Here is a 21119-nt window from a genome sequence, read left to right on the forward strand (position 1 = left end):
GATTAGCCTTGCTCTAACAAATGGCAACGGGCGCGATGAAAATGCTCACCGGCCGAATTGGTAAATGACGGAATATCGCCCTCGCGGCATTTATCGAATGCGGAAGGGCAACGCGGATTGAAGGCACAGCCAGGCGGGGGATCAAGCGGTGATGGTGCTTCACCCTGCATCCGGCGCTGACGCGTCATAGGGGCCAGAGGATCGGGGATGGAAGCGATCAAAGCCTGCGTATAGGGATGCAGCGGACTGGTGAAAATATCACTCCATACGCCCTCTTCAACGATGCGACCCAGATACATCACTGCGATGCGGTCGCTCATATGTTCAACGACACCGAGATCGTGCGAAATCATCAAAAGCGCGATACCGAGTTCGTCTTTCAATTCCAGCAGCAAATTGATGATCTGTGCGCGGATCGACACATCCAGAGCAGAAACGGGCTCGTCGCAGACAAGCAGTTTCGGTTGAACAATCAAGGCGCGCGCAATGCAAATACGCTGCCTTTGGCCGCCTGAAAACTCATGTGGCTTGCGATCCGCCGCTTCAGGTTTCATGCCAACCTTGGCCAACATATCAGTCACGCGAGTTTCGATCTCCGCACTATCTTTCATGCCGTGGAGACGCAAAGGAGCGGCAAGAGCCTCTCGCACGGAACGGCGTGGATTGAGCGACGCAAACGGATCCTGAAAAACCATCTGCACATTTCGGGCCTGCGCGAGCGGATCGTTTTTAACGGCTGTCGGCACATCCCGCCCTGCCACACGCACCGAGCCGGAGGTAATGGGGATGAGCCCCATAATGGCACCGGCAAGCGTGGATTTTCCGCAGCCGCTTTCGCCTACCAGACCGAGGCATTCGCCGGCTTTGAGAGACAGATCAATTCCGTTGACAGCCTTCAGTGTCTTTTTTCGAAAGCCTTCGCGAACAGAATAATGAATGCGCAGATCTTGAATGGCGAGTACTTCGGCGGTGTTGCCGTTCCTGTCGCTATCTGTCGGTGTCAAAGCGGTGATCTGTTCAGTCATGATGGAAACACCTAATCGAACCCAGCTCATCAAGGGACGCTGCAGGCGGCATAACCTCCCTGCACACTTCGGTGACACGCGGACAACGCGAAGCAAAGCCGCACCCGATATCGCGCTCCATCAAGCCCGGAACGACACCTTTGATCTCGGTTAATCGGGAGCGGCCTTCCCGCAAACGACGGCCGAGGAGCGGCAAAGAGGCTACAAGCCCATGCGTATAAGGGTGGCGCGGATCGGTAAAAATCTCACTGGCAGGACGCTGTTCGACAATGTGGCCAGCATACATGACCGCCACCCGATGGCACATGCGCGCAACAAGCCCCAGATCATGCGAAATCATCAGGACTGCCGTGCCCCGGGCGGTGCACAAATCAAGTATGAGCTCAACGATTTCTGCCTGAATGGTCACATCCAGTGCGGTCGTCGGCTCATCGGCAATCAGCAATGCCGGGTCGCAGGCCAGCGCGATAGCAATCATCACGCGCTGGCGCATGCCACCGGAAAGCTGATGCGGATAATCCTTGATGCGCCGTTCCGGGCTTGGAACCTGTACCTGCTCCAGTGCCTCTATGGCTTTGAGCCGGGCCTGACGGGCGCCCATACCCTTATGCAGCACGAACATTTCGCCGATCTGGTCACCAATCGTCATCAGAGGATTGAGCGAGGTCATCGGCTCCTGAAAGATCATGGCCACACGGTCGCCGCGCAGACGGCGCAAATCTTTGTTAGGCAAGCGGTTTATATCCTGCCCTTCCAGAAGCACGCGTCCCTGCGTGACGTTCATCGGGTCGCGCAGCAAACCCGCAATCGTCAGGGCGCACAGACTCTTACCGCAGCCGGACTCTCCGACAAGCCCGAACACTTCACCGGCTCGAATGGAAAAATCAACCTGGTTTACCGCGGGAAAGTTCTGTCCTTTGGCGTGCAGAGCAATCGAAAGATTTTCCACCTGCAGAATAGGATTGTCAGCCATCAGCGTTTTGACCTCCCGTGCGGATCAAGCAGGTCACGCAAGCCGTCGCCCAGCATATTGAAGCCGAGCACGGTGATGAAAAGCGCCATTCCCGGAAAAATCGCGACCCATGGCGCAACCATGAGCTGCTCGCGTGCTCGTGCCAGCATACCACCCCAGCTCGGTGCAGGCGGAACAACGCCCAATCCCAGAAAAGACAGTGATGCTTCTGCCATAATGGCCGATCCGATGCCCATTGTGGCCACAACAATGAGCGGCCCGCCAATATTCGGCAGGATTTCACGCAGCATAATGTAGAATTTACCGAAACCGAGCGTGCGGGCTGCCTGCACATAGTTTTGTGATTTTTGAGTCAGAACCTGCGCCCGCGAAATACGGCAGCTATAGGCCCAGTCCGTCAAACCAAGGGCAATCAGCAGACTGAGCAGTCCGGGCCCAAGGACCGCCATGAGAGCCAAGGCGAACACAATGGTCGGAATGGATAGCATCAGATTTGTCAGGCCTTGCACAAACTCGTCCCACCAGCCGCCGAGATAGCCGGCGGAAAGACCAAGCAGAACGCCTATGAACGTGTTCATCGTCTGAACGGCAAGCCCGATCACAAGTGAGATACGCGCACCATAGGCAATGCGTGAGAAAATATCCCGGCCCTGCTCATCAGTACCAAACCAGAACCGCGCACTTGGTGCTTCTTCAGCATAGAGAAGATTGGAGTTGGAAACCGGATCGTAGTGGGCAATCCATGGCGCAAACAGCGCCACCAGAATGATGGTCACAAAGATTGTGAGCCCTATGACAAGATTGGAGCGGAACATCAGTGCTGCCTGTTCTGTTCAGAATGTTTGCATGATTGCAAAGAACGCTTTTCCATAAGCACTCAGCGATATCGAATGCGCGGGTCGATCGCGAGATAGGCGATATCGACAAGCGTGTTGATGATGAGAAAGAAGAGCACGATCACAAGAATGCAGCCTTGAACCGTTGGTATGTCACGCATGGAAACCGATTGCGTCAAAAGCGAACCGATTCCCGGCCACGCGAACAAGTTCTCAATGACGACCGAGCCACCCAGCATGGAGCCGAATTGCAGGCCGATCGTTGTCAGCACCAACACAAAGGCATTGCGCGCTATATGCTTGGTAACAATGCGGAATTCCGAGTTTCCCTTTGATCTGGCAGTGCGGACAAAATCAGCGTTCATCGTTTCCAGCACAGCTGCACGGGTCGTGCGAGCCAAAAGCGCCATGGGGGCAATACCGAGCGTCAGGGCAGGCAGCACCAGATTCTTGAAATTCCCGTTGCCATAGCCAAAAGTGGGCAGCCAGCCCAGTTTGAGTGATACGAAATACATGGCCAGCAAACCGAACCAGAAACCGGGCAGCGAGAGACCGGAAACGGCTGTTATCATGGCGGTTGTATCCAGCCATGTGCCCTGCCGCACGGCGGCCAGAAAGCCAAGCGGCAGACCGATGATGATGGCAAAGGCAATAGCGGCAACGGCGAGTTTGAATGAGGCGACTATGCGGGTGGACAGCATGGCGGTGACAGGGCGTTGCGTGGAAAAGGACGTGCCGAGATCACCTGTTGCAAGCCCTGAAATATATTTGCCGAACCGTTGTGGCAACGGATCATTCAAGCCCAGTTCTTTTTCGATGCGTTCGGTAACCGCCGGGTCGATGTCGCGTTTGTCACTGGAGAGCGACGACACAAAGGTGCCGGGCATGACGCTGAATAGAAAGAAGATCAGCGTTATTGCGGCAAAAACCGTGACCAGAGATTGCAGCAGTCGCCTGCCAATCACCATCAACATAGGAATATCCATAAATCGTGTTTAGAGAAAAGCAGCCAATGTTGCGGCTGCTTGAAAATCAAACCTTACCGGGAAATGTCAAGCTCAGGGCTTTTCAGCTTACTGAGTAGTGTTCTGGCAGTTCGGCATGGCCCCGGACTGCCAGAACGGATCAACAGCTCGATTAACGACCAGGCGCGTTAGCGTCGAGCCAAAGCGAATCCACTTCAATGATGGCGGCTTCGGTCACATTGCTATCAACGCCGTGAATCCACGGCTGGGTTGCCACAACGGCCTTGTTGTAATTATTGAACCAGACTGGCGCCTTTTCAAAAATATAGGCATCCGCTTTCTTCAAAAGCTCGATACGCTTGGCCGGATCCGATTCAGCCGACGCCGCATCCAGAATTGCGTCATAAGCGGGGTCCTTGAAGGCACTCCGGTTACAACCCGAACGGCTTACACGGCTGTCGAAGCAGCGTAAGGTGGTGAGCGGATCAGGTCCGGTGCCCGCGGAACGAAACCATGCCATGGCCGACCCCTGATTCATTTCATCAACAAGCGTGTTGGAATCCACGACCTTGGCTTTGGCGGTGATGCCGACCTCTTTGAGAAATGGCATCATGGCTTCCAGAACACCGAGGCTCGATGTGCCTTCCGTCACGGATATTGTCACTTCAAAGCCATTGGGATAACCGGCGGCAGCCAGCAGTTCCTTGGCTTTCGCCGGATCATACGGATATGGCGCGCGGTCTTTGTCAAATGCAGGGGATGTAGTCGGTAGCCAGCCCGTTGCCTTATACGCTTTGTCTTTGAGAAGTTTGTGGATGATGATGTCACGGTCAACAGCATAATTGATTGCCTGCCGCACACGCGCATCGTCAAAGGGCTTCTTTTCAGTGTTGAGGCCCATATGGCGGGTGAACACTTCCGAAATTTCAATCAGGCCCTTGGAAAGTTCTGGGTCTGCCTTGTAAAGGACATAAGCGTTTTCTGACAGAACGGTAGCATCCAGCTCGCCAGCGCGAAATGCCATATCAAGCGCGCTGTTGTCACCGGATATGGTGAAATCCACCGCATCAGCATAGGGCTTGCCCTGCTTGTAATATTTGTCGAATTTTTTGCCTGAGATTTTTGAACCTTCGACGTGATCCCCAAAGGTAAATGGTCCAAGACCAACCGGATGGGTAAGGAAATTACCGCTTTCTACTTCTTCTTTTGGCAAAATAGCTGTGATGGCTTCGAAGAATTGCGTGCCGGGATCGACGAGGTCTTTGAATGTAAGCGAGAAGGTGCGGTCATCGATCTTTTTGATGCCGCTGATTTCTTTGACTTCACCCTTGGAATATTCCTGCGCGCCGACGAGTGTGCCGACCTGCACCGCGCCCGGATAGCCCTTTGCCGGGTCCATGATACGCGTATAGGACCAGACCACATCATCTGTCGTCAGCTTACGGCCATTGTGGAAATAGATGTTGTCAAACAGCTTATAAGTGAAGGTTTTACCGTCATCGCTGGTTTTAACCAATTCAGCCAGATCAAGAGCAGGCGCGTTTTTGGCTGAATCCCACGTATAAAGGGAACGGTGAAACGCTTTGGAGACCACCATGTCCTGCGAGTTGTAAGTTGCATGCGGGTCAAGACTTTTGAGAGCTGCGCCATAGGGCGCTGCCAGATGCAGTGTACCGCCGGGCTTCGGCTCATCTGCCCAGGCTGAGCTTGCAGGAACAGCCGCAGACAGTGCGGCGGCAATCAATGCGGCTTTTATGATCGAGCGATAGTTCATGGTTTTCCCCTTTTTCATTGATTGGCTTTTACGGTCAGCTTATTTTTGGAAGGCATATCGGTAAAAGTGCCGCGCGAAATTGGGCAGAAAACTTTTGTCAGTCGCTGACCATTCCCCGTCGCACATCACACAGAGAACAAAACTTTTTCCGTCAGGCGTTTCCCCGTAGACCAGATCGTGCCTGGTCCAGGACGTATGACCCGCTTTCGACCACGTCATTACATCCCGTGGCAAACCCTCAACCAAAAAACCAAGGACCTGATCGCCTTCAGGATCGGCATCATTTGGACGGCGCTGAAACTCACGGTTCATCAGCCCCATCATCCAATCGGAGCGCGCACGCGCTCCGCGCGCGATATCATGCATCAAAGCTGCTGCGGATAAGGCGGTGAGAAGATTTCCATTTTTGCCATTGCGGATCTGCTTGGCACGACCATACGGGCTGTCCTCATATGTGCCATGCAATACGTTAATACCCGCGAATTCTGGACGGTTCTGTGAATCATACCACTGCTGAACACGGTGGCGCGCTGTGCACCATTCTTCCAGCGCTTTTCCCTGCAAAGGGGCGCCATCATCAGCACCGGTCAAACGTCCGACGAGATAAACCGTCGCCTCATTGGAGGAAATAGCCATCATCTGTTCGGCGGCGCGATCATCTTCCGCGTCCTCGGCCAGGCGGCCTTCCTCACGGAAAGCTGCCAAAGCATCGAGAAAAAACAGCTTCACGACACTTGCCGGATAAAGCGGTTTCATTGCCTGATGTCCAAACCATGACGAATTCAGGAATGCGCCGGGGTCAACCAGGCGTAAGGGGGCATCGAATAGGCAGGCAGCCAAGCTGACACGGCTTTCATCGAGAGCGCCATTTGTCGACAGCAACGCTTCTGATAGTGCGCGTGATGCCGGATGCGTCTTCGGCATTTGGGCAGTGGCGTTCATTTATGTTCCCTATTTTTAAAGCAATTTAGTCATGGAAATTTATTCGTTGATATAGAAATATCATTGGAACTTTATGCGCGTGCGATATGATGTGGTAAAAATCACCGCAATTTCGGAGGGCAAAAGGTGGGATCGAGCAAAGATCATATCGGTTTGCGCCAGGTAGAAATTTTTCGGGCCACCATGAAGTTTGGTACCGTCACCGCTGCCGCGGCGGCTCTTGGTTCTTCGCAACCAACCATCACGCGTGAGTTAGCACGATTGGAGCAACATATCGGCTTTCGCCTGTTTGAACGGCGTCTGCAAAGACTGGTGCCAACGGCCAGAGCGCTCAAGCTTTTTGAGGAAGTGCAAGCCTCATTCATCGGTCTAGATCGTATCAATGACTTTATCGATCGTCTGCGCGATGCTTCGGAAGAAGTGCTGACGGTCGCTTCACTTCCGGCCTTTGCACAGACGATATTGCCTGAAGCGGTCGCGCGATTGAATGCCACTCATCCGGATTTGACGCTGCAAATCAGCACGGTTGACCCCCGCAACCAATCGAGCATTTCTGGCTTTAATTTTGATGTCGGCCTGATCGAGGGTGTCTATACCGAAAGAGATGCGGAATCGCGGACATTGTGGGTGTTCAAGCTGGTCGCCATCATGCCGCCGGATCATCCTCTGGCACAACGTGACTATGTTGAGCCGCACGATTTTGAGGGCATCAACTTCATCAGTCTCGGCTCTCAGGATCCATACCGGCTGAGTGTGGAACGCATATTCGACACGGCTGGCACGCAAAGACGGCTGTTCCTGTCGTCGCAATCGGCCAGCAGCGTGTGCGAACTGGTGCTGAAAGGGTTGGGTATTTCAATAATTAATCCGCTTACCGCGTTAAGCTATGAAAAATACGGCCTCGTATTAAAACCTTTTTTGCCCGCACAGGATTTTGTGCTGTCGGTTCTACGTCCAATCAATCGCCCTGTCGTTGCCAGTTCTGATGCGTTAGTGGCGCATCTATCCCAAATATGTGCGCAAACGCATCAAAATCTGGTCCAAAAACGCTTGGCGGCTTTGGTATAACGCCGGTTATCGACGAGCTCATCGAGCACATACCCGTCTTGATCGACAGTCCACCACAGCCAGTGCTTGCAGCCAACGACGGCGACGCCGACTTCGTCCAAGTGCCAGATATCATCGCGGCAGGCCTGCTTGCGATGCAGCCCGTCAGCGGACATCTTTAATCCAGACCGAAAAAGCCTCTATGACCGCCGCCCGGGGACTATAAGGCATTGAGACGATGTAGAAGCCGTAGCCTGGCAACGACAGCGGGTGCGCTTTGACGAGCAGACCGGTTTCCAGCTCATGACCGACGATGACATCACTGCAGATCGCGATTCCCTGCCCTGCCAGGACCGCGTCGATCGCATGCAGTTCTTCCCGAAAGCTTAGATCCCACGCCTTGTCCATCTTCAGATTGGGATCGATCGACCGCGCTTTCGACAGCCATTGCCGCCAGGTAGGGGCCTCAGGATCCTTGTTCAACCAATCAAAATGGATCAAAGGAAAACGCAGAAGATCCGAGACGCGCTGAGATGCATGGCCGTTGCGCTTGAGCAAATTTGGGCTGCACACTGGAAAAAACGTATCACGACAGACCTCCTGTGCAGGAAAGTCCGAAGGCGGCCTACGGGCATAGCGGATGGCGACATCCGCTGCCCCGGCGCGCAGATCCAGCACCGCATCGGTCCCGATGATCTCCAACGGGACGGTTGGGTTTGCTTCCCGCCACTTTGGTAGGCGCGGGACGAGCCACCGACTTGCAAAGGCATTCGGGCTGGTAACTCGTAAAGGCGCCTGCTCGTCCGTCTCGGCAACAGCAGCGATGGCACCTGCGAGGGCATCAAAGCCATTGCGCAGAGCGGGAAACAGTCGGGCGCCTGCGCTCGTCAACACGAGAGGCCGCGGACGCCGCTGAAACAGTTGGCAACCGCACGTCCCTTCCAGCAAGCGGATTTGATGGCTGATCGCTGTCGGCGTAACGCCGAGCTCCTCTGCAGCCGCCTTGAAGCTCCCATGCCTCGCAGCCGCCTCGAAGGCGTGCAACGAGCGAAGAGGTGGAAGCTTTCTCATGTGAACAATGTAGATGAATTCCTCTCATCCAGCACGTGAGATCTTCGACATTGCAGTTGGTTGTGGGCCTATGAGACCATGCAGAAAGCTGGGAGGCACACCGCAATGGAGTTGAAGAGGCCAATTGCCCATCCAACGGGCACATATCCGCCCGGCTCTGCCGCTATTGAGAAGCTTCGGCAAGGCCTTCGGGGTGACCTAATCATGCCAGGAAACACCGTCTACGATGAAGCGCGCAGGGTCTGGAATGGGGCAATCGATAGGCGGCCGGCCCTGATTGCCTATTGCGTCGACGCCAACGACGTGATCCAGGCCGTGATGTTCGCTCGGACGCACAACTGTCCTGTGGCGGTTAGAAGTGGCGGCCACAACGTCGCAGGCCTGTCGGTCTGTGATGCCGGCATCGTCATCGATCTCTCGCGCATGAAGCGTATTGCAGTCGATCCCATCAGCCGCGTTGCCCATGCCGAGTCTGGTCTGAGTCTGGGCGAGTTCGATACGGCGACGCAGGCTTACGGTCTGGCGACGACGATGGGTGTTAACAGCGACACTGGCATCGCCGGGCTCACACTGGGTGGCGGTTTCGGCAAGCTCGGCCGCAAATATGGTTTGACTTGTGACAATCTCATCGCGGCCGACGTCGTCACGGCTGACGGGAGGCTGCTTAGGGCAAGCGCCGCTGATCATTCCGATCTGTTCTGGGGCTTGCGGGGCGGTGGGGGCAATTTCGGAATCGTGACGGCGTTTGAGTACGTGCTTCATCCTGTCGGTCCGTCCCTTCTCGTTGGTTCGGTGCTTCACCGTTACGATCAAGCCCGCGAGGCGATCCGCTTTTATGACGACTTTGCCCGCAAAGCGCCGGACGAACTAAGCGTCGACGCGGCGCTTGTGACGATGCAATCGGGCGAACGGTTCTTCAGCGTTTCAGCCTGCTATGTCGGACCGCCCGAATCCGGCAAGCCTATCCTCGCGCCTCTGATGGCGTTCGGCACGCCCGTGGAAAGCAGCCTCGGAGCCATCCCCTACCTTCAGATCCAGTCGAAGGGCGACGCCATTTTTCCCCGCGGGCGCCGCTACTACTGGAAAGCCCAGTTCCTCAATGAAATCAGTGATTGCGCTATCGATGCGCTGCTCGAGGCCTATGCCAGTTCTCCTTCTTCCACCTCGCTCTTGGTCTTCCAGCAGGTCGGCGGCGCTATCGCCCGCGTGCCGAAATCTGCAGCACCCTACGCCAATCGTGATGCGCTCTATGATTGTTTCCCGATCGCGATCTGGGATGATCCGGCGGATGACGAAGCAAACATCCGGTGGGCTCGCGCGATGTGGAACGCCATCAGGCCATATGCGACCGGCGGCGTCTATGCAAACAACCTCGGCGATGAGGGCGATGACCGCGTGCGCCAGGCCTATGGCGAGAACTACGCCCGCTTGGTAGCGCTCAAAACCAAATATGATCCGGCCAATTTGTTTCGGCTGAACCAAAATATCCCGCCGAATGCATCTTGATCATTGATACGCAGCGACCTCGACAGGATAAGGTGTTGGGGTCTTGAGGTGGATGCAGGTGCGCTGTCGCTGGACCAGCCTTGCCGCTGCCAAGGATGATGGCGACTTGGATAAAAGGATTGGTGAGACGATCAGTATTATCGGCCATTTTTAAAGGATCGCCACCTTTCATCGCCCATATGATATAGCTTTCCCACGTTCGGTTCGGCATGTACCACTGCCTCAATGCCGGATTGCGTCAGCTCCGGTTAAACGTGCCAAATTATACCGACACAAGCCCCAGTCCGCCATCCCTTGCCACAAGGCGCCCCCGCACACTTCGGCCTCACAAGGAGCTTAACAACCGTGCGCAGAATTCTCATCTGCCGTTTCGAAAACGGGAGCGAACACGGCAAGCGTTTCGGTCCATCGGGTCCTTATAACAATTTCTGACAATCTCTTCCGCAGTCCGTAACCTCTTCAGAACCGCAATGATACCCTTCCGCGTCTTAAGTCGAACAACGTGACATCAATCTTGACAGCCGTCATTAATTTATAAAGATTAGAAAATAATAAGGAGGAAGCATGGGCATCCATCATGGCGCCATACTGCGCATCCTGCGCGATGACGGCCCGCAGTCGAGGGCGGAGCTGGCGCGGCGGACGGCCCTGTCGCCGACCGCTTTAACGCATCTGACCGCACAGCTACTGAAGGATGGAACGGTCACGGAACTCACCCAGGTGGTCGCCAGCGGCGCGCCTGTCGGACGGCCCGCCGTCAATGTCGCGCTCGTGCCGGACGCAAATGCGATGGTTGGCGTGCATCTCGGCGCTGGCACCATCCACGCCACGATCACCGATCTCAAGGCCACACCGAAGGTCAAGGCTTCGCTGTACTTCGACACGGCCAGCAGCGAGCCGACGGCAGTGATCCGGCAAGTCGTCAAGACCGTCGAGGGGCTGATCAAGAAGTCGGGCGTCGATCGCTCGCGGCTTCTCGGCCTTGGGCTCGGCGTGCCCGGCCCGGTCGATACGGAACGCCGCCGCAACCTCCTGTCGATCAACTATGACTGGAAGGACGTTCCGTTCGCCGACGAGCTGGAAACCATGCTGAGCATGCCGGTAGTGGTCGAACACAATGTCAGCGCCATGGCGTTGGCGGAATCGCGCTACGGCATCGGGCGCGACGCCACCGCCCTGCTTTACATCTACCTGCGCACCGGCCTTGGCGCTGGCCTCGTGATCAACGGCCGGCCGTTCCGGCCGGGCGGCCATGGCGCCGTCGAGCTTGGCCATATCCAGGTCGTCGAGCATGGCGAACGCTGCTCCTGCGGCAGCACCGGCTGCTTGGAGACATTTCTCTCCGAGGGAGTGCTCGCTCGCGCCGTCAACATCGACAAGCCGCATCCGCGCCAGTTGCTTGCGGTGGTTGAGCGGCACCCCGATGTCTGGAACGCCGCATTGCGCCACTTGACGACGGCGATCGCCAGCGCGACCAATTTGCTCAACCCCGACCTGATCGTCTTTGGTGGCCATCTGGCCGAGGCGCCCGAGAGTTTCATCGACAGCATCCGCAAAAGCGTTCCACCGCGCGTGCTGCCACCCATGCGCGACGCGCTGCGCTTCGAGAGATCGAGCCTCGGCAACGACGCCGGCGCCATTGGCGGCGCGGCCGCCGCGCTCGATCAGCTTTTCTATTCCAGGGTATCGCAATGAGCGCGCCGACCAAGACAGCGCGCCAGCCTGACCGCGTGGCAAGGGCCCACGCCCCCGATTTCCAGGGTCTCGGGCTCAATTTCGTCGGGCTCGTCGTCGGTATCGCCGTGTGGTGGGTGCTGACTGCCAGCGGCGCGGTCGGGCTGCCGCCGCCACCCGACGTCGCGCGCAAATTCGTTGAGCTCGCCGCCAACGGCCAGCTTGCGACCGACATCACCTCGAGCCTTGCCCGCGTGCTCAGCGGCTTCCTCATCGGTGTCATCGTTGCCATTCCCGTTGGTTTCGTGATGGGCTGGTACAAGGTCGCCCGCTCGCTCATAGAACCGTACCTGCAGTTTTTCAGGATGATCCCGCCGCTGGCCATCATCCCGCTGGCGATCGTCACGATGGGCATCGACGAGACACCAAAAATCTTCGTCATTTTCCTGGCATCGTTCCTCGCCAGCGTCGTCGCCACCTACCAGGGCGTCATCAGCGTCGACAGGACAATGATCAACGCCGCACGCGTGCTGGGTGCGAAGGATCTGACGATCTTCCTGCGCATCGTCATTCCGGCCTCCACCCCATTCATCCTGGTCGGCGTGCGCATTGGCCTCGGCTCGGCCTGGGCAACGCTGGTGGCGGCAGAGCTGATCGCGGCGCAGACCGGACTCGGCTACCGCATGCAGCAGGCGCAGCTCTATTACGATCTTCCGACCATCTTCGTCAGCCTGATCACCATCGGCATCCTCGGCCTTGCCATGGATCGCCTGCTGCTGGAGATCGAACGTCGACTGACTGTCTGGCAGGAGCGCGTATGATGCAGCAGAAGATCGTCTTCAACAATGTGACCCGGCGCTTCGACCTCAGGGACAATACCTTCGTTGCGCTGGATCGTTTCTCGCTTGATGTCGCCGATGGCGAATTCATCACCGTGGTCGGTCCTTCCGGCTGCGGCAAGTCGACGGCGCTCAACATCGCCGCCGGGCTACTGGCGCCCAGCGACGGCGAGGTGCTGGTGGACGGACATACGGTCGAAGGACCTGGACCCGAACGCGGCATGATCTTCCAACAATACGCGCTCTTTCCCTGGTTGACTGTGCGCGAGAACGTCGAATTCGGGCTACGGGTCAAGGGCGAACCGGCGGCGCGACGGCGCGAGAAGGCCAGCTATTTCATCGATCTGGTCGGCCTCGGCGATTTCGCCGACGCACTGCCGAAAACCTTGTCCGGCGGCATGAAGCAGCGCTGTGCCATCGCCCGTGCCTATGCGGTCGACCCGTCGGTGCTGCTCATGGACGAGCCGTTCGGCGCGCTCGACGCGCTGACGCGTGTGCAGATGCAGGACCAGTTGCTGGAAACCTGGAGCCGCGAGCGCCGCACGGTGATGTTCATCACGCATGACGTCGATGAGGCCGTCTATCTCGCCAACCGGGTCATCGTCATGGCGGCGCGCCCGGGACGACTGAAGGAGATCATAACGGTCGACCTGCCCTATCCCAGAACCGAGGAAATCCGGCTTTCGAGCGAATTCACGGCCATCCGCAATCGCGTCTGGCACGCGGTCTATCACCAGTAACAACAGACAAAGAGGAGGAACGACATGATACTGACACGAAGACATTTCATCGCCTCATCGGCTGCGGCCGTCGCGTTCGCGGCGGGAAGCGCTGGCACCAGAGCCGCCGGCGTTCCGGCGCGCATTGGCTATAATGGCGATTTCTGGGGCGCGAGCATGGCCGGCGTTGCGAGCGACCAGGGCTTCTTCACCAAGCATGGCGTCGATGCCAACACCAAAGTATTCACCAACGGACCGATCCAGGTCCAGGCGCTCGGTGCCAACAGCCTGGAATTCGGCTATCTCGGGCCTGGCGCGCTTTGGCTGCCGGCGACCGGCAAGGCCAAGATCATCGCCGTGAACGATGTCGGCTTCTCCGATCGCGTGATCGCGCAGGCCGGCATCAAGTCGATCGCCGATCTCAAGGGTAAGAAGGTCGCCATCGCCGCGGGAACTTCGGGCGACATGCTGCTGCGCCTGGCGCTGAAAAAGGCCGGCATGGCGATGACCGACCTCAACATCGTGCAGATGGACCCGAGCACCATCGTCGCTGCCTTCTCATCGAAGCAGGTCGATGCCGCAGGCATCTGGTACCCATTCGTCGGCATCATCGGCAAGAACGTGCCGAACCTGGTCGAATTAGCCAAGAACGACGACTTCTACCCGGCAACGACATTCCCCAGCGTGTTCATCGCCCGCAACGATCTCGTCGAAAGCAATCCCGATCTGGTCAAGCGGGTGACCGGTGCCATCAAAGAGGCGCAAGATTTTCGCGCCGCCAATCAGGAGAAGTCGATCGAGATCACCGCCAAGCTGCTCGGCATTCCGGCTGATCAGCTCAAGGTCGAGGCCGGCTATGGCCGTTTCATGACCTCGACCGAACTGGTGAAGCTGACCAAGGACGGTACTGTCGACGGTTGGTTCAAGACCATGAACGACCTGTTCAAGACCTTCGGCAAGTTCGACACCTCGCTCGACCCCAAAGACTATTATCTCGGCGACCAGTACATCGCGGCCTGACCCGACGATCGAACACACCAGTGAACTGGGCCGGACAAGTCCGGCCCCGGCACTGACCCACAGTAAACGGCAATGCGCAGAGGCGGGTATACAATGAACGTACTTTACATCGACATCGACAGCCTGAGACGCGACCATCTCGGCTGCTATGGCTATCATCGCAACACCTCGCCGGTCATCGACAGTCTCGCCCGCGATGGTATCCGCTTCGACAATGTCTATGTCTCCGACGTGCCCTGTCATCCCTCGCGCACAGCGCTGTGGAGCGGGCGGCACGGCATGAAAACCGGCGTGGTCGGGCATGGCGGCACCGCCTGCGAGCCGTTCCGCGAGGGCGCCGAGCGCGCCTGGGCCGGAACCTTCTACGAGGAAGGCTGGATGCGCGCACTGCGCGACCTCGACTACCACACCACCACGATCAGCAGCTTCGGCGAGCGGCACGGCTGCTGGCACTGGTATGCCGGCTTCAATGAGATCATCAACCCCGGCAAGGCCGGCATGGAAAACGCCGATGAAGTCTCTAGCTTGGCTGTTGACTGGCTGAAGCGCAATGGCTCGGCCAAAAAATGGTTCCTGCACGTCAATGTCTGGGATCCGCACACCCCCTACCGCGCGCCGGACGCCTTTGGCGACCCCTTTGCCGGCGAACCGCTGCCCGAATGGATGACAAAGGAGGTGTTTGCCAAGAGCCATGCCGGCTACGGCCCGCATAGCCCGCAGGAGCCCTCCGGCTTCAATGTCGAGCCCGGCGGATCAAAATACCGGCGCATGCCGAGCCCGATCAGCGACATGGATCGTGTCAAGGCATGGTTCGATGGCTATGACACCGGCATACTATATGCCGACCACCATGTCGGGCTGATCATCGACGAGCTGAAACGTCAGGGCCTGTTCGATCAGACGATCATCGTCATCGGCGCCGATCATGGTGAGAATCTCGGCGAGCTCAATGTTTGGGCCGACCACCAGACCGCCGACGAGTTCACCTGCAACGTGCCGCTGGTGATCCGCTGGCCGGGCGCTGACGCACCGCGCGGCGTCAACCACGGCCTGCACTATCATTTCGACTGGGCCGCGACGCTGGTCGACCGGCTGGGTGGCACCGTGCCGCCAGTATGGGACGGGCGTTCCTTCGCCCCCGCCTTGCAATCAGGTCAGGATGGCGGCCGCGATTTTCTGGTGCTGAGCCAGGGCGCCTGGGCGGTGCAGCGCGGCGTGCGGTTCCGGCTTGAGGCCGCCGACTGGATCATGCTGCGCACCTATCACGACGGTTACAAGGATTTCGGACCGGTCGCGCTTTTCAATCTGAGCGAAGATCCGCACGAACAGAACGATCTCGCGGCATCACGCCCCGACATCGTCGCTCATGCCAGCCAGCTGCTCGAGGACTGGCGAACCGCGATGGCCGTGAGCGGCGACAACGACGTCGATCCGCTGGTGACGGTGATGCGCGAAGGCGGGCCGTTCCACACAAAGGGCGAACTCCCAGCTTATCTGAAGCGACTGCGCGCCACCGGCCGCGCGGCCGCCGCGGCAACGCTTGAGGCGCGCCACCCTGCCCCGGCACCGCGCCGCCGATCGTTGAACTGAAGCAGGATCTCGTTGCTCAGGGAACGCCACTTTCGGCAATATTGATCCGCCCAGCCCTATTTCTCACAGGCATTCATTGATATAGTCCGCCGTGCATGACTTTGAAAAACCGCTGCTTGTTTTTGGAATACAGTTTGCCGAAGCAAGGCACTGTATTTATTGGATATATAAATGGAATTGAAATGGCTTGAAGATTTCCTGAGCCTCTCCCAGCATTACAGTTTTTCAAGAGCGGCCAATGACCGCCATATCACGCAATCTGCCCTAAGCAGACGAATCAAGCAGTTGGAAGATTGGGTTGGCATGCCGCTGATCGACCGCTCAACCAATCCTGTCCGGCTGACGGCGGCAGGGCACAGTTTTCTGCCCCGGGCACAAGATGCTGTGGAGTTGCTCTACGGCGTCAAAAGTTCGCTGGCAGAACGCTACGCTCCCATGTGGGAAGTTTTATCCTTCGCCACGCTGAACACACTTTCCCTGACATTCTTTCCTGCCTGGATGGCCGCGCTGGAAGCGTCCGGCGACAGTTTCCGCGCCCGGTTCGCCGACCCTCACTCGTCTTTCCTCGGCAACATCTCGACCCTGGTGAACGGTGACTGTGACTTCTTTCTCACCTATGCGCATCACGCAGTCCCGCAGATGGACGATCTGAAAGGGTTTCCGTTCCTTCCTCTCGGCGTTGAACGGGTCATTCCGGTTTCGGCCTGCGGCCCGGCGGGCAGCCCGTTGCACAGTCTCAAGGACCGCTCTCGGCCGACCGATTATCTCAGCTATCGCGGCAACTCGTTTTTCTCTTCGGCTCTGCCCTGGCTTTTCGACAAGCACAAATTTCAACTCAACACTGTCTTCGAAAACGGGATGTCGGTTGCGCTGAAGGCAATGACGGTCTCCGGCCATGGCGTCGCGTGGATCCCGGAGGGCCTTGTAGCGGATGAATTGAAACGGGGCGTTCTCGTTCGGGCGGGCGACATGGACGCCGATCTGGTGGTCGATATCAGGGTTTACCGCACGCCGCAGTTTCGTAACCGGCATGCGGAAAGATTTTGGCGGCGGGCCTCGCAACTGGCGATGTAAGTCGCCGGGAAGTAATTTGCCCGGCGCCTGCCACAGGGGCTTTACACAAACAGAGACTGTACGATTTTCAGGTTTCCGGCTGTGTCGAGTTTCTGTAAATGACCGTAGATCTCGTCAACGCCTTCCACGCCATCGCAGCAGTCCCGGAACTTTCGCAAACGGTCTGAGTCAGAGAATGGCTGTCGGTTGGTACCGACCGCAAACTGACGCCCCCCTTGCAGAACTCGGCCATCGCGCAGGGTTATCGTCACCACATGCGGCAGCTTTTCTGCTGCTGCGCATTCTTCTTCCAAACTGTAGCTCTGCATGGTCACCGTATCGAGCAGGTCGTCACCCGCGAAGGACCGCACCGCCGCGGGCGTAAAATCGGAAAGACCGAGATAGCCTTGCCGCAGGGTACGGGCCACGCAATACTGCATGGAAAAGCGCGCCTGCATCTGGTCGACGGGCGCTGGATAGGCCAGATTGCGATAATTGGCGATCCCGACAAGCGTATCAATGGTTTTCACATCATCGGCACCAAAGTTGTGTTTATCCGCCAGATCGAGCAAGGCATCGATGATCATGTGCGTGGAACCACAGCATGGATGGCGCTTGGGCATCACGCCGGCCGTTTCGATGATATGCGCAGCCGGCGCAAGGATATCCTGCGTTTGCCAGTTGATCTGCGGGTCGCCGGCAAAAAGCTCGCGAAACCCCTGCTCTCCCTCCAGAATGTCATGCCTTGCCTGCATTCCCGCCCTCGCAAGCAAAGCGGCTTCGACGGCATTGCGGGCCGCCATTCCCGCGTGAAACGGCTTGATGAGAGTGCCGAACTGACCCTTCGTACCGGATGCGAAACTCACTGCAATGGTCAGCGCACGGGTGGTCGCCTCAACATTGAGCCCCAATATACGAGCCGTGGCTACAGCCGTACCGATACTGCCAATCGTCGAGGTGCCGTGCCAGCCGGCGGTATAATGCGCCTGCCCGACACCATCTCCGACATGTGCCTGCGCCTGCAGACCCGCCAGATAGGCATCGATCAATTGTGATCCGCTTGTCTTTTCCAGATCCGCCAGCGCCAGAATGGCAGGAACCAAGACAGCCGATGCGTGACTCATACCGGGCAGGAAATTGTCATCGTAATCCAGCGCGTGAGCGGCAGTGCCGTTGACGAGCCCTGCCAGCATGGGGCTGGATTTACCGCCTGTTACCAGGAGCGCCTCGCCGCCGCTGCTCGGTCGGGCAAAGGCGTCCCTGACGCTGCATGTGCTTTGGTCCGTACGCCCCGCCACCATGCACGCCAGCGTATCGATGATAGCGTTCTGCGCCAGCCGGCGTGCGTTGGCACTGACCACAGGCCTGGTGCTAGCCTCCGCTATGGCGGAGGCCACAGTCATGTCTTGCCCTTGCATGTTGCACTACCCCTGAAATGCATCCAGGACGAGCTTCAGGAGCCGTCCGAATTTGTGACGGTCAAGCTGCCGCCCCTGCACATCCGTATTGACCCTGTGCACCAGCACCATATCCAGCGCCGGCATGACGATACAGAAGTGGCCGCCCGCGCCAAAGCCGGCATAGCTGCCCTTAGGTGCCACGACTCCAGGGAAAAATACGCCGTCCCGCTCCAGCCACCACATATAGCCATAGGCACCACGCGCACCGGCGTGGGAATACGGCATGACGCATTCCTGCGCCCAGCCCTGCGGCAGTATGTGGGCGCCATTCCATGAACCATGGCGCAGATAAAGCTGGCCAAACCGGGCCAGGTCCCGCGTCGATAAGCGGAACGGATAAGCCGCATGGCGGCTTTCAGTGAAATGATCGTGCCAACCGTCAGGCTTTGCACCGGCAAGCGAGAAATCCTCAAATTGCAAAGGCTTGGCGATGCGCTCATCGAAGGCTTGATGGACCGTCTTGCCCGTCAATTGTTCGAAGATCGTGCCGAGCGCATTGAAGTCCCAATTGTTGTAACACCAGAAAGTGCCTGGGGCATGGGCGTGTCGCTTTTCCTTGATCATTCGCATCCACGGCGTTTCATAACCGGCAGCGTGATAAATGCCCGAACGAGCGGTCAGCAGATCGTAGACGGTTGCCTGCTTTTCGACTGCGCTCAGTCCATCATTGTCGTCAATGCCCAATGCTTCCAGCGTCTGGCTCAGATCAATGGTTCCGTCCTCGACATCCTGTCCCATCAGGGCCGCCAGAACGCTTTTACGGATCGAATGGCAAAGATATTTGTGGGTGATGTCGCCATAGGTGTAAACAATCTTGCCACCCTGCACGATCATCAAAGCATCAGTTTCCTGAGCATCAGCGCAGGCCTCAACCGCTTGCAGCCCCTTGTCCAGCCAACCAGCGGCTGACGGGTCCTTGATCCGCTCCCAATCCCCGGCTGGATTGGCTGCCGAATGATAGTTCATTATTGCATGTCCTTGTCATGATTGTGTGCCACCGCCTCGACACTCGCCTGCAGGAAATCCTGTGTGTAGGAATCCCTGGCCCGTGATTGCCGCAGATCGTCTGCGGTGAGTTCTTCCAGTATAATGCCCTTGTGCATGACACCGACGCGCTCGCAGATATGCGCGACCACGGCCAGATCATGCGAAACCATGAGATAGGTGAGGTTTCGCTCGCGGCGCAGCGTCTTCAAAAGATTAAGAATTTCCGCTTGAACCGATACGTCCAGCGCCGAGGTCGGCTCATCCAGCAGCAGCACCTCAGGTTCAATGATCAGTGCGCGGGCAATTGCCACGCGCTGGCGCTGGCCGCCCGACAATTCATGCGGATAGCGATACATGAAGTTCGGCCCAAGCCCGACGGCTGCCAGCACATCGCGGATACGCTCTTCCCTGCGGTCCATGCCATGGATCGCAAGAGATTCAGCCAGTACCTTGTACACCTGTTTGCGCGGGTGCAGCGAAGCGTAGGGGTCCTGAAACACCATCTGCACCCGGCGAAAGAATGCCTTGTCGCGCGCGCCCGTCATCGGCTGACCATCAAAGATGAAACGGCCCTGATAATGCGGGATCAATCCCGCAAGCGCGCGCAAAATCGTCGACTTCCCGCAGCCTGATTCTCCGATCAGGCCATAGGCCTGGCCCCGTGCAATGTGAAAACGAGCTTTCTTGACCACGGCGGTCCGTTTGCGGCCTTTGCCGAAAATAACCGACAGATCCGACACATCAACGTGTGGTCCCCCAATGTCATTCATCATGCCTGTCCCTCGCTCAGAGTTGCACCGCTCAGCCAGCTCGGATCACGCTCAGGAACTTTCAGCATGTCGACCGGGTGATCGAGCCGCGGAAGACTGGCCAAAAGCGCCTGCGTATAGGGATGTCTGGCCTTATGCAGTTCCTTGGCAGGCAGGTCCTCCATAATGCGGCCCGCATACATCACCAGAACGCGGTCGCAGAAATCGGCGACCAGGTTGAGGTCGTGGCTGATGAACATCAGCCCGGTGCCAGAACGGCTGACGAGTTCATCCAGAACCGTCAGCACCTGCCGGCGCACCGTCACGTCCAAAGCGGATGTCGGTTCGTCGGCAATAATCATGTCCGGTTCCGGAATGAGCATCATGGCGATCATCACGCGCTGTCCCATGCCACCCGATATCTCATGCGGGAACAGTTTCATGACGCGTTCCGGATCGCGAATATGAACGGCTTCCAGCATGGCCAGCGTTTTTTGTCTGGCTATTGCGGGCCGTGCGCGATGATGGAGACGATAGGCTTCCATGATCTGATCGCCGATACGGATCAAGGGATTGAGTGAGTATTTCGGATCCTGCAGGATCATGGAAATACGGTTGCCCCGTATCGTGCGCATCTTCCGTTCGCTGGCAGAAAGCAGGTCGACGCCGTCAAAACGCATTGCCTTCGCACGAATTTGCGCAGATTTCGGCGTGAGTTTCAGCACCGAACGGCCCGTCATCGATTTGCCCGAACCAGACTCGCCGACAATTCCCACCTTCTCACGTCCGATTGAGAAACTGATGCCACGCACAATGTCGATATCGTGTTTCACGCCCGGAAACGACACCCAGAGATCATCAACTTCAAGCAAAGGTTTTGTCATGATCT

At 57.6% G+C, this 21119-nt stretch carries 19 protein-coding genes and 2 pseudogenes; 9 read left to right on the forward strand and 12 right to left on the reverse strand.

Translation table 11 applies throughout. The annotated features are described in order from the left end of the window. Window positions 1–2: 2 nt before the first annotated feature. From ACP7B1_RS13765 to ACP7B1_RS13790, 6 genes are all read right to left on the reverse strand, one after another. Window positions 3–1025 (reverse strand): ABC transporter ATP-binding protein, encoded by a 1023-nt coding sequence (locus ACP7B1_RS13765; RefSeq protein ID WP_426136985.1) that lies wholly within the window; start codon window positions 1023–1025, stop codon window positions 3–5. Next, window positions 1018–1998: an ABC transporter ATP-binding protein gene (locus ACP7B1_RS13770; RefSeq protein ID WP_426136986.1), complete on the reverse strand. Its 981-nt coding sequence runs from the start codon at window positions 1996–1998 to the stop codon at window positions 1018–1020. The genes ACP7B1_RS13765 and ACP7B1_RS13770 overlap by 8 nt, the downstream gene beginning before the upstream one ends. After that, window positions 1998–2816: an ABC transporter permease gene (locus ACP7B1_RS13775; RefSeq protein WP_403183682.1), complete on the reverse strand. Its 819-nt coding sequence runs from the start codon at window positions 2814–2816 to the stop codon at window positions 1998–2000. Before ACP7B1_RS13775 ends, ACP7B1_RS13770 begins: the two co-directional genes overlap by 1 nt. A gap of 59 nt (window positions 2817–2875) precedes the next feature. Next, a complete protein-coding gene (locus tag ACP7B1_RS13780) occupies window positions 2876–3808 on the reverse strand; it encodes an ABC transporter permease (RefSeq protein WP_403183381.1) in 933 nt (310 codons plus the stop codon). 163 nt (window positions 3809–3971) lie between these two features. Then, window positions 3972–5573 carry an ABC transporter substrate-binding protein gene (locus tag ACP7B1_RS13785; RefSeq protein ID WP_403183384.1) on the reverse strand — a complete coding sequence of 534 codons (1602 nt, stop codon included), beginning with the start codon at window positions 5571–5573 and terminating at the stop codon, window positions 3972–3974. Between the two features lie 39 nt (window positions 5574–5612). Then, on the reverse strand, window positions 5613–6515 hold the full coding sequence (locus tag ACP7B1_RS13790; protein WP_403183387.1) for a serine hydrolase: 903 nt from the start codon (window positions 6513–6515) through the stop codon (window positions 5613–5615). Between the two features lie 126 nt (window positions 6516–6641). Here ACP7B1_RS13790 and ACP7B1_RS13795 point away from each other — a divergent pair, with 126 nt between their 5' ends. Continuing rightward, the gene (locus ACP7B1_RS13795) at window positions 6642–7583 is read left to right on the forward strand and encodes a LysR family transcriptional regulator (protein WP_403183390.1); all 942 of its coding nucleotides are present in this window, start codon (window positions 6642–6644) and stop codon (window positions 7581–7583) included. On the opposite strand, the pseudogene ACP7B1_RS13800 reads toward ACP7B1_RS13795, so the two are convergent. Together ACP7B1_RS13800 and ACP7B1_RS13805 are read right to left on the reverse strand one after the other, a co-directional pair. Next, window positions 7550–7723: pseudogene (locus ACP7B1_RS13800) on the reverse strand (DDE-type integrase/transposase/recombinase); the annotation flags it as partial. The gene ACP7B1_RS13795 and the pseudogene ACP7B1_RS13800 overlap by 34 nt on opposite strands. Before the next feature lie 4 nt (window positions 7724–7727). Next, window positions 7728–8633: a LysR substrate-binding domain-containing protein gene (locus ACP7B1_RS13805; RefSeq protein WP_223614532.1), complete on the reverse strand. Its 906-nt coding sequence runs from the start codon at window positions 8631–8633 to the stop codon at window positions 7728–7730. 204 nt (window positions 8634–8837) lie between these two features. On the opposite strand from ACP7B1_RS13805, the gene ACP7B1_RS13810 reads away from it, so the two are divergent. From ACP7B1_RS13810 to ACP7B1_RS13845, 8 genes and pseudogenes are all read left to right on the forward strand, one after another. Continuing rightward, window positions 8838–10139 (forward strand): FAD-binding oxidoreductase, encoded by a 1302-nt coding sequence (locus ACP7B1_RS13810; protein ID WP_426136987.1) that lies wholly within the window; start codon window positions 8838–8840, stop codon window positions 10137–10139. 320 nt (window positions 10140–10459) lie between these two features. After that, window positions 10460–10558, forward strand: a pseudogene (locus ACP7B1_RS13815) (IS6 family transposase); the annotation flags it as partial. Between the two features lie 145 nt (window positions 10559–10703). Further along, the gene (locus ACP7B1_RS13820; RefSeq protein ID WP_426136988.1) at window positions 10704–11834 is read left to right on the forward strand and encodes an ROK family protein; all 1131 of its coding nucleotides are present in this window, start codon (window positions 10704–10706) and stop codon (window positions 11832–11834) included. Then, window positions 11831–12634 (forward strand): ABC transporter permease, encoded by an 804-nt coding sequence (locus ACP7B1_RS13825; protein WP_426136989.1) that lies wholly within the window; start codon window positions 11831–11833, stop codon window positions 12632–12634. Before ACP7B1_RS13820 ends, ACP7B1_RS13825 begins: the two co-directional genes overlap by 4 nt. Then, entirely contained in the window at window positions 12634–13392 is a 759-nt protein-coding gene (locus ACP7B1_RS13830; protein ID WP_426136990.1) for an ABC transporter ATP-binding protein, read from the forward strand. The genes ACP7B1_RS13825 and ACP7B1_RS13830 overlap by 1 nt, the downstream gene beginning before the upstream one ends. Window positions 13393–13422: 30 nt before the next feature. After that, window positions 13423–14391: an aliphatic sulfonate ABC transporter substrate-binding protein gene (locus ACP7B1_RS13835; RefSeq protein ID WP_426137042.1), complete on the forward strand. Its 969-nt coding sequence runs from the start codon at window positions 13423–13425 to the stop codon at window positions 14389–14391. Window positions 14392–14484: 93 nt separating this feature from the next. Next, window positions 14485–15981, forward strand: coding sequence for a sulfatase family protein (locus tag ACP7B1_RS13840; RefSeq protein ID WP_426136991.1), 1497 nt, complete (start codon window positions 14485–14487; stop codon window positions 15979–15981). Window positions 15982–16152: 171 nt separating this feature from the next. Continuing rightward, a complete protein-coding gene (locus ACP7B1_RS13845) occupies window positions 16153–17055 on the forward strand; it encodes a LysR family transcriptional regulator (RefSeq protein ID WP_426136992.1) in 903 nt (300 codons plus the stop codon). A 41-nt stretch (window positions 17056–17096) separates the two neighbouring features. On the opposite strand, the gene ACP7B1_RS13850 is transcribed toward ACP7B1_RS13845, so the two are convergent. From ACP7B1_RS13850 to ACP7B1_RS13865, 4 genes are read right to left on the reverse strand one after another with little or no spacing between them, the layout of a single operon-like run. Beyond that, entirely contained in the window at window positions 17097–18437 is a 1341-nt protein-coding gene (locus tag ACP7B1_RS13850) for an MmgE/PrpD family protein (RefSeq protein ID WP_426136993.1), read from the reverse strand. A 21-nt stretch (window positions 18438–18458) separates the two neighbouring features. Then, the gene (locus ACP7B1_RS13855; protein WP_426136994.1) at window positions 18459–19460 is read right to left on the reverse strand and encodes a serine hydrolase domain-containing protein; all 1002 of its coding nucleotides are present in this window, start codon (window positions 19458–19460) and stop codon (window positions 18459–18461) included. Beyond that, a complete protein-coding gene (locus ACP7B1_RS13860; RefSeq protein ID WP_426136995.1) occupies window positions 19460–20254 on the reverse strand; it encodes an ABC transporter ATP-binding protein in 795 nt (264 codons plus the stop codon). The genes ACP7B1_RS13855 and ACP7B1_RS13860 overlap by 1 nt, the downstream gene beginning before the upstream one ends. Then, window positions 20251–21114, reverse strand: a complete 864-nt coding sequence (locus ACP7B1_RS13865; protein ID WP_288192301.1) for an ABC transporter ATP-binding protein — start codon at window positions 21112–21114, stop codon at window positions 20251–20253. Before ACP7B1_RS13865 ends, ACP7B1_RS13860 begins: the two co-directional genes overlap by 4 nt. Window positions 21115–21119: the final 5 nt, after the last annotated feature.

This window comes from Phyllobacterium sp. SL163 (assembly GCF_049896885.1).
Taxonomy (GTDB): domain Bacteria; phylum Pseudomonadota; class Alphaproteobacteria; order Rhizobiales; family Rhizobiaceae; genus Phyllobacterium; species Phyllobacterium calauticae.

Coding starts and splice junctions, on each gene's coding strand:
- ACP7B1_RS13790 (WP_403183387.1), bottom strand. CDS start 6,515: ATGAACGCCACTGCCCAAATGCCGAAGACGCATCCGGCATCACGCGCA.
- ACP7B1_RS13845 (WP_426136992.1), top strand. CDS start 16,153: ATGGAATTGAAATGGCTTGAAGATTTCCTGAGCCTCTCCCAGCATTAC.
- ACP7B1_RS13840 (WP_426136991.1), top strand. CDS start 14,485: ATGAACGTACTTTACATCGACATCGACAGCCTGAGACGCGACCATCTC.
- ACP7B1_RS13850 (WP_426136993.1), bottom strand. CDS start 18,437: ATGACTGTGGCCTCCGCCATAGCGGAGGCTAGCACCAGGCCTGTGGTC.
- ACP7B1_RS13805 (WP_223614532.1), bottom strand. CDS start 8,633: ATGAGAAAGCTTCCACCTCTTCGCTCGTTGCACGCCTTCGAGGCGGCT.
- ACP7B1_RS13855 (WP_426136994.1), bottom strand. CDS start 19,460: ATGAACTATCATTCGGCAGCCAATCCAGCCGGGGATTGGGAGCGGATC.
- ACP7B1_RS13830 (WP_426136990.1), top strand. CDS start 12,634: ATGCAGCAGAAGATCGTCTTCAACAATGTGACCCGGCGCTTCGACCTC.
- ACP7B1_RS13770 (WP_426136986.1), bottom strand. CDS start 1,998: ATGGCTGACAATCCTATTCTGCAGGTGGAAAATCTTTCGATTGCTCTG.
- ACP7B1_RS13820 (WP_426136988.1), top strand. CDS start 10,704: ATGGGCATCCATCATGGCGCCATACTGCGCATCCTGCGCGATGACGGC.
- ACP7B1_RS13765 (WP_426136985.1), bottom strand. CDS start 1,025: ATGACTGAACAGATCACCGCTTTGACACCGACAGATAGCGACAGGAAC.
- ACP7B1_RS13865 (WP_288192301.1), bottom strand. CDS start 21,114: ATGACAAAACCTTTGCTTGAAGTTGATGATCTCTGGGTGTCGTTTCCG.
- ACP7B1_RS13785 (WP_403183384.1), bottom strand. CDS start 5,573: ATGAACTATCGCTCGATCATAAAAGCCGCATTGATTGCCGCCGCACTG.
- ACP7B1_RS13860 (WP_426136995.1), bottom strand. CDS start 20,254: ATGATGAATGACATTGGGGGACCACACGTTGATGTGTCGGATCTGTCG.
- ACP7B1_RS13825 (WP_426136989.1), top strand. CDS start 11,831: ATGAGCGCGCCGACCAAGACAGCGCGCCAGCCTGACCGCGTGGCAAGG.
- ACP7B1_RS13810 (WP_426136987.1), top strand. CDS start 8,838: ATGCCAGGAAACACCGTCTACGATGAAGCGCGCAGGGTCTGGAATGGG.
- ACP7B1_RS13780 (WP_403183381.1), bottom strand. CDS start 3,808: ATGTTGATGGTGATTGGCAGGCGACTGCTGCAATCTCTGGTCACGGTT.